Origin of the sequence: Allopseudospirillum japonicum, from assembly GCF_900108915.1 — a bacterium.
Lineage (GTDB): Bacteria > Pseudomonadota > Gammaproteobacteria > Pseudomonadales > Halomonadaceae > Pseudospirillum > Pseudospirillum japonicum.
The window spans coordinates 173278-187127 of the sequence record NZ_FNYH01000001.1; the positions used below are offsets into that span (position 1 = coordinate 173278).

Below are 13850 nucleotides of genomic sequence, written 5' to 3' on the forward strand. Positions count from 1 at the left end.
AAGACATCAACCTATGTGGCTTAACGATCCTGCGGGAAAACTTTAAAGTCTACATTAGAGATTTTTTGCAGGATACGAACGACTTGGCAGCTATAACCAAACTCGTTGTCATACCATACATAAAGCACCGCTTGCTGACCACTAATGATAGTGGCTTTACCGTCTACAATTCCTGCGTGACGGTTGCCCACAAAGTCAGAGGAAACTACTTCAGGCGAGTCAACATAATCAATTTGTTTTTGCATTGGTGAGTACAACGAAGTCCAACGCAGGTATTCATTCATTTCCTCAACTTGCGTTTCTTTTTCTAACGTCAAGTTAAGAATCGCCATAGAAACGTTTGGCGTTGGTACACGAATCGCATTACCTGTTAGCTTGCCTTTTAATTCAGGTAGCGCCTTAGCCACAGCCTTAGCTGCACCTGTTTCTGTCAATACCATGTTTAAAGGTGCAGAACGACCACGACGCTCAGCCTTGTGATAGTTATCAATCAGGTTCTGATCATTGGTGTACGCGTGTACCGTTTCTACGTGGCCGTGATGAATACCAAATTTATCATTAATGGCCTTCAATACAGGTACAATCGCATTCGTTGTGCAAGATGCTGCTGATAAAACCTGATCTTCGGCACTAATTTCATCATCATTAATACCGAATACGATATTTTTGATATCGCCTTTGCCAGGTGCAGTTAATAAAGCGCGCGCGACACCCTTCGCTTTTAAGTGCAAGCCTAAGCCCGCTTCATCACGCCATTTACCCGTATTATCCACCACAACGGCTTTGTCAATACCATATTGGGTATAGTCAATTTGATCTGGAGCGTCTGAGTAGATAATTTGTACATAATTGCCATTGATCATCATGGCATTATTTTCTACATCGACTGAAATCGTTCCTTGGAATGGACCATGCACAGAATCACGACGCAGCAAGCTAGCCCGCTTTTCTAAATCGGCGGCACTGCCTTGACCACGCACTACAATCGCACGCAAGCGTAGTAAGCTACCACCGCCTGCCTTTTCAACCAAAATACGCGCAACCAAACGACCGATACGACCAAAGCCGTATAAAACGACGTCTTGTGGTTCACCACCTTGGCTAGATTCTTGGTATTGGCCTACTACTTCAGCTAACTCATCACGCAAGAAGGCTTCTACATCACGGCCGGCATTTTCTTGCTTAAATTTAACCGCAAGTTTACCTACATCCACGTGTGCTGGGCCTAAGTTCAACTTCAGCATGGCGTCCAACAGAGCATGGGTGTCTTCAACGGCCAGCTCAGTTTCTTCGACCTTACGCACAAAGCGGTGATCTTTAAGAATACGAATCACAGAGCGATTAACTAGTGCACGTCCATAGATAGAAGTGACCACATTATACTTACGGTACAATTGGCCAATCATAGGAATCATGGCTTCAGCAGCCGCTTCACGCGCTTGCCACTCTTGGAAATAAGTATCTAGCTTATCTTGACTCACAGGCTTGCCTCTTTGCATAGGTTACTGGCGGTGAGTAGCCAACTACTCGCCCACTCTCAAGGGAGGGGATGAAAAACTCGCGTATTATGCTTGCTCCTTAGCAGACACGCAAATTTAATCCCCAGATTTCCGACTTAAGTCATGCCAAAGTCTATGCAATCGTAGGCTTTCTTAGTGATGCTAAGAAAGAAGTCGCTTATAATACTTTTTAATATTTTTTTCTAATACTGGGGAAACAAATGACTCGACGTAAAAAAACACGGTCCTTAGCAGACCGTGTCAACTTAAAAACCGGGCGCAAATCTGATTTTAAATCCTTACGTCAACGTGAAGCAGAAAAAGGTGACCCTGCACCTTTGACCCGGTTCGCATTGAAAAAGCGTAAACAACGCCAACAGCAAGCGGCACGTAAACAAGCACGCTTACAAGCCGCAGAAACAAAGGTTACACCAAGTTAAGCTGAAGCACTTGCCATTGCTTGCGTATGTCTTGCTGCTTGCGCATGAGATAAACAATGCAAGGCTGTTTCTTGTGCTATATCGGCTGTTGATCTGCCTTGGTGCTGCGCTTGTTGATAAATACCGTGCAAGCGCTCTCCTATTTGTTCAATATGTGCTTGTACCTGCGCGGCTTGATACTGACCTTGGCTCTCATAAGCCACATCAATCAAGCCACCTGCATTAATGACATAATCAGGCGCATACAAGATACCTCTGCGCTTTAATGCATCAGCAACACGCATATCCTCCAATTGATTATTGGCTGCACCTGCTATCACTTTGGCTTTTATAGAAGCTGCACGTGCTTGCGTTAACACCCCACCCAAAGCACAAGGTGCGATAACATCTAAGTCTGCATGCCAGAAATCTTCTTCTGTAAGCACTTGTGCGCCGAATACCTGTGCACATTTTGTTTGCTTATCAGCATCAATATCTTGTACATACAGGCGCGCGCCTTGCGCATGCAGTAGGTGTGCTAACGCCATACCCACTTGCCCTAATCCTTGAATTCCAATGCGTAAACCGCGTAAGTCTTGCCGCTGTAAACGAAAAGCAACACTCGCTTGAATACCGACATACACCCCATACGCAGTAGAAGGGGAAGGATCACCAGAACGCCATCCACCGCCAATGCAAGGCTTTTGCTGAATACCCACAACATAATCACAGACTTGCGCGACCTGATGTAAATCCTGTACACAAGTGCCCGAATCTTCTGCAGTGATATAAAGACCCTGCAAATTTTGCACTGCATCCCCAAAAGCACGCCATAACTGAGGCGATTTGTCCTTACGTGGATCAGCTAAAATAACTGCCTTACCTCCACCTAATGGCAGACCTGCCAAAGCCGCTTTATATGTCATGCCTTCGGAAAGACGTAGCACATCGGCCAAAGCTTCTGTTTCTGATGCGTAAGGGTACATACGGCATCCACCTAAAGCCGGTCCAAGTCTTGTATTATGCAAAGCGATAATGGCTTTTAATCCAACAGCCTTATCTTGTATAAATACCAGCATTTGATGATCATGCATGGCTTCATGAGTAAAAACGGACATGATCCACCTCCTAGCTTGCACGCTGAATGACTTCAACCAACTTGTGGCCAGTCTGTACCCAATCTGCTTGCGGACGTTCAAAAGCACGCCATAAAGCAGCACGTTTTTCACTCACTTGTTGATACGCTTGAAGACGTACATGACCAAAACCCCGCACCTCTTGTGGCCAAGCTGCCAGTGCCAACGCATATTGATAGTTATTAGCTTGGGTTTCATGGAGCAAACGCTGCATATCCTGCTCAAACAAATGCCGCCAATGTTGATGCTGACGCCCTTCTTCTGTATACGCAAACACATCCCAAGGTGTACCCCGTAATGTTTTAGCTTTCGCCAATAACGGAAAAAGCTTAAACATCCAAGCGCCAAAGTTACCCTTGGTTGGCACACCTTTTGTGGATATATGCCGCAACCCTGGCAATGCAAGATGCACACGCACCCTTTTGTAATCTGGGAACTCAGCAGCAAGCTGTTGCCAAAATGCTGGCGCGCTATAAAGCCGTGCCACCTCGTACTCATCTTTAACCGCTAACAAATGTACATAAGAAATGGCTAGCGCCCGCGTTAATGCATACGGCGTACTTGTGTAACGACTGACAAAAGGCCATTGAGCTTCTTGATCTTGTACTGCCTGAATAGCCTTTACATAGGCTTGTGCATAAGCGGCATCTTGATAATCAGTTAAATAGCGTGCGTATTCATCCACTAGATCTGCTAACGGCGCTGTTTGTGGATCAAGTACCAGTGTCGCAGGAGCCTCTAGCGGCTGCTTGACTGGCAACTGCTTACATAGCTTAGAAAGGCCTTGCGGATCAAAAGCCAACCAACGCCCATAGTAAAAGGCTGCCAAATTTAAATCGACATCCACCTGATTGATACGAATCGCTGTTTCTAAAGAGGATGCCTGCACAGGCAAGCAACCTAACTGGTAGGCATACCCCAACATTAATACATTAACGTAGGTAGATTCGCCCAGTAGCTTTTGTGCCCATTGGGTAAAGTTTAAAGCTTGATATTGCGCACTTGCTGCTTGAATCCGTGCCTGCATACTTTTTGCAGGGAAACTTGCATCACGTTGGCGGGTAAAGTCTGCGGTCATCACCACTTGGGTATTAATCACACTACGGCTAGTATGCACGTCCAAACGGGATAGGGCCTCATCACTACTTGCGACCACTTGATCGACACCAATCAAGACATCTGCATCAGCAAGCGCGATACGAGGTGCACTGAGTTGGCCTTGATGGGTAGCAATTTGAATATGGCTCATCACAGCGCCGAATTTTTGCGCTAACCCCGTTTGATCAAGGGTTGTCACCCCTTTTTGTTCTAGATGTGCTGCCATCCCTAACAAAGCCGAGGCTGTGACAATGCCTGTTCCTCCAACTCCAGTCACCAATACACGCCATACCTCTTGATCTAGTGGCAAGTGAGGTGCTGGCAGATCAGGTATAGAATCTAAAGGAATTTTAAGCTGGGTTTTATTACCAACTCTAGTCTCGGCCACTTCAACAGAGACAAAACTGGGGCAAAAGCCTTGCGCACAAGTGTAGTCTTTATTACAACTGGATTGATCAATTTGCCGCTTACGTCCAAAAAGACTCGGTTTGGGGATAATCGATAAACAATTCGATTGCACACTGCAATCACCGCAAGCATCACACACAGCTTCATTAATGAAGAAACGCTTACTTGGTTCTGCCAAACGACCATTTTTACGCCGACGGCGTTTCTCCGCTGCACAGGTTTGCACATAGACCAAAACACTGACACCAGTTTGCTGGCGTAAATCTTGCTGCACCTGATCCAGCTCTGTGCGTTCATATACAGGCACCTGTGCTGGCAAATCCAGTGCGTGCATTGCGGCTACATCTTCAGCAACCACAACGACTTGTCGCACGCCTTCTGCGATAACTTGACGAATCAAGCTAGGTACATCTAAAGGGCCATCAACTGGCTGCCCACCTGTCATGGCAACTGCATCATTATAAAGTAACTTAAAGGTAATATTGACTTGAGCAGCAACGGCGGCACGAATCGCTAAACTGCCAGAATGATAATAAGTACCATCACCTAAATTTTGGAAAATATGGGTTTCTTCAGTAAAAGGCGCCTGACCTATCCAAGTTACGCCTTCACCGCCCATATGGGTGAAGGTGGCGGTCTGCCGGTCCATCCAATTCACCATATAGTGGCAACCAATACCTGCCACGGCACGACTGCCTTCAGGGACTCGAGTGGACGTATTATGCGGGCATCCAGAACAAAAATGTGGCGTGCGCTCAACATGAGCCAAGGTATTGAGCGCCTTAAGACGTTCAGTTTCCTGTTCAAGCAGCTGCAGACGCGCTTTGATTTGCTTGTCTTGATGACGGCCCTGCAAATATTTTGCCAATACACGGCTAATATCCACTGGTGTTAATTCCAGAGTGGAATCCAGTTGTCTGTTACCTTGCGCATCATATTTGCCAGTGATTTTTGGGCGACGCGCTAATCCGTATAAAATATCTTTAATTTGCGGCTCTAATAAAGGACGCTTTTCTTCAATGACCCACAGCTCGCGCAGACCTTGAGCAAAGGTTTTAATACCTTCAGGTTCTAACGGCCAACTCATAGCGACCTTATAAATACGCACCCCTAAGGATCGTAAATGGGCTTCATCCAGATGTAGATCGGCCATGGCTTGGCGCAAATCTAACCAAGATTTCCCCGTTGTTACAATGCCTAACCAAGCATCAGGATTTGTTAAAACAGTTTTATCCAACTGATTCGCACGTACAAACGCTTGAGCAGCCGCTAGCTTATGATGATGTAAACGCGCTTCTTGTTGGATCGGAGGGTCTGGCCAGCGGATATTTAATCCACCTTCGGGCATGACAAAATCTGTGGGTAAACGTATTTTTACCCTACTTGTATCTAAGGAAACACTCGCAGAAGCATCCATCTGTTCAGCAATCGCCTTCAAGCCAACCCAGCAACCGCTATAGCGTGATAATGCCCAGCCATATAAGCCATAATCGAGAATTTCCTGGATGCCTGCAGGATTGAGTACAGGCATCATAGCGTCCATAAAAGCAAATTCGCTTTGGTGAGGTAAAGACGAAGATTTACAAGCATGATCATCACCAGCAACGGCAAGCACGCCGCCCCAAGCGGAAGTCCCTGCAGCATTGGCATGCTTGAATACATCACCACAACGATCCACCCCTGGACCCTTACCATACCAAAGCCCAAATACCCCTGCGTATTTTGCTTTCTCAAATAAATTAACTTGTTGACTTCCCCAGACGCTTGTTGCACCTAAGTCTTCATTTAAGCCTAGCTGAAAATGAATATGAGCCTCTTCCAGCAAGTCTTTGCATTGCCACAAATGTTTATCTAAAGCCCCTAAAGGCGAGCCTCGATAACCAGAGATAAAGCCTGCCGTTTCTATCCCTTGGGCTTTATCTGAAGCTGCTTGCATTAAGGGTAAACGAACTAGAGCTTGTACACCGCTTAACAGCACACGGCCTTGTTGTGCTCGATATTTATCAAGAAGGGAAAGATCAGCCGCAGCAGAAGTTTGCCTGCGCTCAGCTTGATCTATTGTATTTGTCTGAGGATCAAAAATATGCACATTAGAAGACATGGCCCACCTCCATTGGATTTATCAGAAGGCAACACCCTAAAACCTTACGGATACGTCAATTTTAGAGTGGGCGCTTTACCCGATTCGCTTGTGGCTTAAGTAAAGCTTAATACCAAGGGTGCACAGACAATGCCAAATTATTTTTCTATATTATTTTCAGTAGCTTAACTTAGAAAAATCAACAAAATTAGCACCTCTTTTGGTGGTTTTGTTACTTTGTGACCCAAAAGTCACATAAGGTGATAAGACCAAAAAAAACGCCTTCTACAGAAGGCGCTGAATAAAAATCACATATGACTTTAAAAATTAATGCGTGCAATACAGGCTACGTAGGGTTTGAATCACTGCACGTGCTTGATCACCATTTAAGGAATAATAAATTGTTTGCGATTCACGCCGTGTACGTACCAAATTATCACAACGTAAAATAGCCAAATGCTGCGATAAAGCAGATTGACTCAAATCCAAGCACTGATTGAGCTGAGATACAGAAAGTTCACGCCCCTCGAGATAGCACAAAATCATTAAGCGATTTTCGTTGGCAAGCGCTTTTAAAAGCACTGTCGCTTCTTTGGCGTTGTCTCGTAATTCCGTCACGTTAAGTTCGCATTCCTGTGAGTCAGTCGATACTGTCATCTAGTTTATACCTGCTATCGCTAAATTAGCAAAAATTTTTATTGTGTTACAGAAGGCTTGGATTACTCAAGATCTGTCTCACTTGGCAAGTGTTGCCCCTCGTATATTACGTTGGATAAACATCCACTTGTTTGCGCAATAAAGTTACCTCAATGCGGCAAAATATCCCTTTGAAAAAAGGGTTAAACCTCTAGGATAACTTAAGGGTGGTACCGCTTTGCCTGAGGCAAACGCGCATTATAGAAGAGTTTAGCCGGTATACAAAACTTGCACGCTTTTCTTTTGATCTAATGCAGATCTTATACATAAAAGGGTACACATCTGCTCTATCATTTTTAGCTTTATTGTCAACAAGCTTCCCTTTTTTATCTCTTTTTTTTCTAAAAATAGATGGATATTTTCTCAATGAATTTCCCTAATCAATACACAAAGATGCTTGATCTAGTAGGCACATGTTCACCTTTTGTCTTAGTTTCAGATGTGCACAGATGAATTAAAGTAAGGGCTTGCTTGGTGAGCAATTGTTAACAATAAGGGTAGCGTGCGCTCATTTTGCGCATTGAAGTGCCCAAGATCCCACAACAGACACTGTTGTTTACATCAACAACGACCAAAATAAGAGAGGTCCTTGCTTCATGGCCTACCAGACCGAATACACGCGTTCTATTGAGCATCCTGAATTATTCTGGCAAGAAAAAGCCGCTGATATTCCTTGGTTCAAAGCCCCTACACAAATTTTAGGCAAGGATGAACTAGGTACAGACCGTTGGTTTCTTGATGGTGAACTCAACACTTGTTATGCCGCGTTAGATTATCATGTTGAAAATGGACGTGCTGACCAAGTCGCTGTCATCTATGACTCCCCTGTTACTGATACCAAGTCCAAGCTGACCTATCGCGATATGCGTGATCAAGTGGCTCGTTTTGCTGGCGGCTTAGCGAAACTAGGCATCAGCAAAGGTGACCGTGTGGTGATTTATATGCCCATGGTGCCGGAAGCCTTGATTGCTATGTACGCCTGCGCGCGTTTAGGTGCGGTACACTCGGTCGTCTTTGGTGGTTTCGCCCCTCATGAGTTAGCCGTACGTATCAATGATGCCACCCCTAAAGCCGTCATCTCTGCTTCTTGTGGTATTGAAATCAACAAGGTCATTCCCTACAAAAACATGTTGGATGAAGCCTTGAATCAAGCCGAGCATAAGCCTGATCATTGTGTAATTTTGCAACGTCCACAACATCAAGGTGAAATGACTGACGGCCGTGATCTTGATTGGAATCAAGTGGCTGAAGCTGATCCTGTGGATTGTGTTCCTGTGAAAGCTACAGATCCGCTCTACATTCTTTACACTTCTGGTACCACAGGCAAGCCTAAGGGGGTAGTGCGAGATAATGGCGGCCATGCCGTTGCCCTCAAATACAGCATGAAAGCTATTTACGATATGGATGCGGGCGATGTCTTTATGGCAGCATCTGACGTAGGCTGGGTTGTTGGTCACTCTTATATTGTGTATGCGCCTTTACTCGCTGGCTGCACCACTATTGTGTACGAAGGCAAACCGGTTAAAACGCCTGATGCAGGCGCTTTCTGGCGTTTAATTGAAGAGTACCAAATCAAAGCTTTCTTTACTGCGCCAACAGCTTTTCGTGCAGTGAAGAAAGAAGATCCCGAAGGCGAGCTTCTGCAGAAATATGATATTTCTTGCTTGAAAGCTTTATATTTAGCCGGTGAACGTCTCGATCCGCCAACTTATCACTGGTTGAAGGAGCTTTCCCAATTACCTGTCGTAGATCACTGGTGGCAAACGGAAACCGGTTGGGCAATTGCAGGGAATCTTATGGGGATTGAACCAGTAGAAGCCAAAGCAGGCTCTGCAACCTATCCTGTCCCTGGCTTTAATGTACAAATTTTAGATAACAAAGGCGAACCCATGCCCGCCGGCGAGCAAGGCAGTGTGGTGATTAAGCAGCCCATGCCACCAGGTTGTCTCACTACGGTCTGGGGCGATCATGACCGCTTCCAAAACTCTTACATGAAGATTTATCCTGGTTATTACCTCACTGGGGATGGCGGTTACCTAGACAAAGACGGTTATCTCTTTATTATGGGACGGACTGACGATGTCATTAATGTCGCCGGCCACCGCCTCTCCACAGGGGAAATGGAAGAGATCATTGCCTCACACGCGGGTGTGGCTGAATGCGCCGTGATTGGTATCAATGACGAGTTAAAAGGCCAATTACCTGTTGGATTAGTTATTACTAAAGATGGTTGGCAAGGCACTCCAGAAGCGTTAGAAGCTGAGCTTGCTGCCTTGGTTCGTCAAGAAATCGGTGCGATTGCTTGTTACAAGCAAACCCTTGTTGTGGATCGTTTGCCTAAGACACGTTCTGGTAAGATCTTACGTAAGATCCTACGCTCGATTGCAGATGGTAAAGAGTATCAAGTCCCTTCGACTATTGATGATCCAGCAAGTCTAAAAGAAATCGAACAAGCGATGGCAACCCATAAAGTGGGCGCCGCTAGCTAAGCAAGCTTTGGTAGGCTGGGTTGCTGCAAGCGCTCAGCCTACTTCCATCATATCCCTTAAGAGGCTCCCAGATACACCTCTAGAGCTTCTGCAAACAAGTGATAATCAAAAGCCCCTAAGCTTTGGGGTGCAGCTTTTTGCAGACTTTGCCCTTTTGCAGCAGCTTCCCGTATCGAAGCATGTTCACGAATCCCGCGCAATAAGGTTTCATGGCCAAAGTGTTCGCCCAGCTCGTGCAAGACCTGCTCTTGCTCCGTATCCTTTTTGCGCCAATGTGTCGGCAACAACAAGGTCTGCACTTGTGGATTGTGACGCTGGCTAATTTGTTTCACCAAATGCATCCAGCTTCTCGTATCTAACACCTGATCCATATCAGGAATAAAAGGAATGACCAAAACTTGTGCCGCTTGCAGCGCATTAATCACCCAAGGATCTAAGTTCGGTGGCGTATCAATAATAATACGCTGAATTTTTGCAAGCTCAGCTGCTTGTGCTTGCAAACGCTGTTTTAATTGATACATTTGCACATGGGCATCCTCTCCCATAAAACCCAATTTTCCAGGCAACACCCACAAGTGTTCACACACAGCCAACCCTAAATGCTCCGCGGTCATTTGTTGCTCGCCTAACATCCATTGATGTGCATTTAATTGATCCAGTTGACTTAAATCAGGTAAACCTTGCTGGGCTAGCGCCATCCCCCTTAACACAATCTGTGTTAGAGGTGCATCCGGATCAAAATCAATGACTAAAGTATTGATGCCCGCACGCGCCCACTCATAGGCCAAATTTAAGGCGCTTACACTTTTCCCTGTGCCCTCACTGCGATGACAAAAAACCAGGATATTAGGTGTCATAACCTATCCTCCAACCCTCATATAAAAGTTCTGTGGCCAGTATACAGAGGTTTTTATTGTACACAGTGACAAAATCTAAGATTTTTTTTGTTATGTTAACTCTTAACAGATTTGTACTTCGTCAAGATTCTAAAAGGATTACCTATGTCGCTGGACTATCATCTCAGTTACCAAGTGGCTCACTGTTTTCAGCAACTTCTCGAAGATCTACAACATTTATGCACTTATATCCGTCAAGAATCCCCACCTTTATGGATGTTACATGCACAAGATTTAACCTACAGCCAAGCCCAAGACTATTTAATTCAGGCTCTACAAGATATTTGGTATCTGACAGGACAAGATGGACGTTATACACGCACTTACGTTGGTATTGTCGCGGTTTCTGCCCCACTGATGCAGGCTGCAAGGCAAGTGAACCAAAGCAAGTTGGCGCTTAAACAAGCTTTAGATGCCATCAAAAAAGCTTACCCCCAAGCTTGGTCCAGCATTAAAGCCAATTTACATAGCCAAGTCGCCGCCAGCTTAAAACAACATCAAAGGCCCTTTGCTTTACAAGGCGCGTTGGCATCGCAAGGGTTAAGTGCTTTGCATCTTAAACAAAGTTGGCGTCAACTCCCACTCATTGATCCTCCTATTGAACAAATTCGCTTTAGCTGGTATTCCAGCGGGCGCAGCATCAAACGTCTGAGTGTGGCCCAAGCACATAATTTACTGATGGCAATGAATCCTGAAGATCCCTTAGTCGAACGCCAGTTAAAAGCACTTGCGCAACTACCTGCATCAACCCCCTTAGCACAAGTGCAAGCACAAGCACCGCTCATGCGGGCTAATATCTTTTATCAACAAGCGCTGGCTGATGGACGGACTCGACGTGCTCTGAATGTCGCTTTACCACTTTTTGTACAAATGACGCACCTTCCCGAACACAATCAACCTAGTTTAAACGCACCAGAAGCACGTACACGTAAACAAAGAGTAGATAACCAATTAGCCGATGAAGTTTTTTTACCAAGCTTGCGTGCTTATCTGTATAAAGACGCTTATCGCTAACAAGGTTTCTTGCTACACTGGCTTTTGTCTTGACGGGGTGTGATCTGCATCAATTTTTTGCTAGATCGCTGAGATTATACCCGTGGAACCTGAACCGGATCATACCGGCGTAGGAATCAAGTCTTTGTGTTTCGTTGCGCAAGCACACCTTGCACCCTGCCTCTGTTTCTACGATGGGTTTTCACGTGCTCCCCGAGTCTTGTGTCTCTTGATGATGGAGTGATTCCGTGAACGCAAATACGCAAAATTTTCTTCGTGAACGTGCCCAAGTTGATCAAGCCGCACGCCAACCCTTTCCTAACTCACGCAAAATTTATCTTCAGGGAAGCCGTGCTGATATTCGCGTGCCTATGCGTGAAATTAGCCTCAGCCCTACCACAGGCAGCTTTGGGAATGAGGAGAATGAACCCCTGCGGGTCTATGACACCTCAGGCCCTTATACAGACCCGCAAGTGTCTATTGATGTACGCAAAGGTTTATATCCACAGCGTCATCTCTGGATTGAAGAACGTGCTGATACGGACATCTTGCCACAACTATCCTCCGAGTATGGACGTCAACGCGAGGCAGATATTAGCCTAGAACCCCTACGCTTTGATTTACAACGTAAGCCGCGCCGTGCTCAAGCAGGCAAAAACGTGACCCAGATGCACTATGCACGCCAAGGGATTATCACGCCTGAGATGGAATATGTCGCCATCCGCGAAAATATGAAAATCGCGCAGATGCGTGAACAGGTACAACTCAATCAACAGCACCCTGGTCACTCTTTTGGTGCGGCAATTCCGCAAGAAATTACCCCAGAATTTGTTCGTGCAGAAATTGCGCGTGGTCGAGCGGTCTTACCTGCTAACATCAACCATCCAGAAATTGAACCCATGATTATTGGGCGCAATTTTCTTACTAAAATTAATGGAAATATTGGTAATTCAGCGCTGGGTTCCTCGATTGAGGAAGAAGTCGCCAAAATGACTTGGGGCATTCGCTGGGGTGCAGATACCATCATGGACCTGTCTACGGGAAAAAATATTCATGAAACCCGTGAATGGATTATCCGTAACAGTCCAGTACCTGTGGGGACTGTACCTATTTATCAGGCCTTGGAAAAGGTCAATGGCATTGCGGAAGATCTCACTTGGGAAATTTTCCGTGACACCTTAATCGAACAAGCAGAACAAGGCGTCGATTATTTCACCATTCATGCCGGTGTACGTTTAGCTTATGTCCCTCTCACCGCCAAGCGTATGACAGGGATTGTCTCTCGTGGCGGCTCTATTATGGCGAAATGGTGTCTTGCTCATCACCAAGAAAGCTTCCTTTATACACACTTTGCCGAAATTTGCGACATTATGAAGGCCTATGATGTGACCTTCTCTTTAGGGGATGGTCTGCGTCCTGGATCGGTTTATGATGCTAATGATCAAGCCCAATTTGCAGAATTAGAGACCCTTGGTGAACTCACAAAAATTGCTTGGCAGCATGATGTACAATGTTTTATCGAAGGACCAGGCCATGTGCCCATGCATATGATTAAGGAAAACATGGATAAGCAGTTACAAGAATGTGGCGAAGCGCCTTTTTATACTCTAGGGCCTTTAGTGACAGATATTGCTCCAGGTTATGATCATATTACCTCAGGCATAGGTGCAGCCATGATTGGCTGGTATGGCTGCGCTATGTTGTGCTACGTCACCCCGAAAGAACACCTCGGCTTACCCAATAAAGATGATGTAAAAACCGGTATTATTACTTACAAAATTGCAGCTCATGCTGCCGACTTGGCAAAAGGTCATCCCGCAGCCCAAGTACGCGATAATGCCATGTCAAAAGCACGTTTTGAGTTCCGTTGGGAAGATCAATTTAATATTGGCCTAGATCCTGATACAGCACGTGCTTACCACGATGAAACTTTGCCGAAAGAATCGGCTAAGGTCGCACATTTTTGCTCTATGTGTGGTCCTAAGTTTTGTTCTATGAAGATTTCTCAAGAAGTCCGCGACCTTGATGCTGACCAAGTCGCCGCGATACAAGCGCAAGCTGAACAAGGGATGCAAGAAAAATCGCAAGAATTTTTAGCGCAAGGTAGCAAGCTTTACCAAAAAATCTAAACCACCG

General features: G+C 45.6%; 9 protein-coding genes and 1 riboswitch. Of the genes, 4 read left to right on the forward strand and 5 right to left on the reverse strand.

Annotated features, from left to right (window positions below; translation table 11 throughout):
• Positions 1–20: 20 nt before the first annotated feature.
• Positions 21–1481 (reverse strand): glyceraldehyde-3-phosphate dehydrogenase, encoded by a 1461-nt coding sequence (locus BMX05_RS00725; RefSeq protein WP_093307865.1) that lies wholly within the window; start codon positions 1479–1481, stop codon positions 21–23.
• Between the two features lie 239 nt (positions 1482–1720).
• Here BMX05_RS00725 and BMX05_RS00730 point away from each other — a divergent pair, with 239 nt between their 5' ends.
• Positions 1721–1939: a hypothetical protein gene (locus tag BMX05_RS00730; protein WP_093307868.1), complete on the forward strand. Its 219-nt coding sequence runs from the start codon at positions 1721–1723 to the stop codon at positions 1937–1939.
• Here BMX05_RS00730 and BMX05_RS00735 read toward each other — a convergent pair.
• The 3 genes from BMX05_RS00735 to BMX05_RS00745 all read right to left on the reverse strand — a co-directional run bounded on the left by BMX05_RS00735 (position 1936) and on the right by BMX05_RS00745 (position 7297).
• A complete protein-coding gene (locus BMX05_RS00735) occupies positions 1936–3036 on the reverse strand; it encodes a Glu/Leu/Phe/Val family dehydrogenase (RefSeq protein WP_093307870.1) in 1101 nt (366 codons plus the stop codon). The two genes, BMX05_RS00730 and BMX05_RS00735, sit on opposite strands and share 4 nt — an antisense overlap.
• A 10-nt stretch (positions 3037–3046) precedes the next feature.
• On the reverse strand, positions 3047–6661 hold the full coding sequence (locus BMX05_RS00740; RefSeq protein WP_093307872.1) for an indolepyruvate ferredoxin oxidoreductase family protein: 3615 nt from the start codon (positions 6659–6661) through the stop codon (positions 3047–3049).
• 306 nt (positions 6662–6967) lie between these two features.
• Complete coding sequence (locus tag BMX05_RS00745) at positions 6968–7297, reverse strand: ArsR/SmtB family transcription factor (protein WP_093307875.1); 330 nt, start codon at positions 7295–7297, stop codon at positions 6968–6970.
• Positions 7298–7932: 635 nt separating this feature from the next.
• Here BMX05_RS00745 and BMX05_RS00750 point away from each other — a divergent pair.
• Positions 7933–9825, forward strand: a complete 1893-nt coding sequence (locus BMX05_RS00750; RefSeq protein ID WP_093307878.1) for a propionyl-CoA synthetase — start codon at positions 7933–7935, stop codon at positions 9823–9825.
• 56 nt (positions 9826–9881) lie between these two features.
• Here BMX05_RS00750 and BMX05_RS00755 read toward each other — a convergent pair whose 3' ends face one another.
• Positions 9882–10682 carry a ParA family protein gene (locus BMX05_RS00755; protein ID WP_093307881.1) on the reverse strand — a complete coding sequence of 267 codons (801 nt, stop codon included), beginning with the start codon at positions 10680–10682 and terminating at the stop codon, positions 9882–9884.
• Between the two features lie 144 nt (positions 10683–10826).
• Between BMX05_RS00755 and BMX05_RS00760 the strand changes: the two genes are divergently transcribed.
• A complete protein-coding gene (locus tag BMX05_RS00760) occupies positions 10827–11735 on the forward strand; it encodes a hypothetical protein (protein ID WP_093307884.1) in 909 nt (302 codons plus the stop codon).
• Between the two features lie 23 nt (positions 11736–11758).
• Positions 11759–11868: riboswitch (TPP riboswitch) on the forward strand.
• A 94-nt stretch (positions 11869–11962) separates the two neighbouring features.
• On the forward strand, positions 11963–13843 hold the full coding sequence (thiC, locus tag BMX05_RS00765; protein ID WP_093307887.1) for a phosphomethylpyrimidine synthase ThiC: 1881 nt from the start codon (positions 11963–11965) through the stop codon (positions 13841–13843).
• Positions 13844–13850 lie beyond the last annotated feature (7 nt).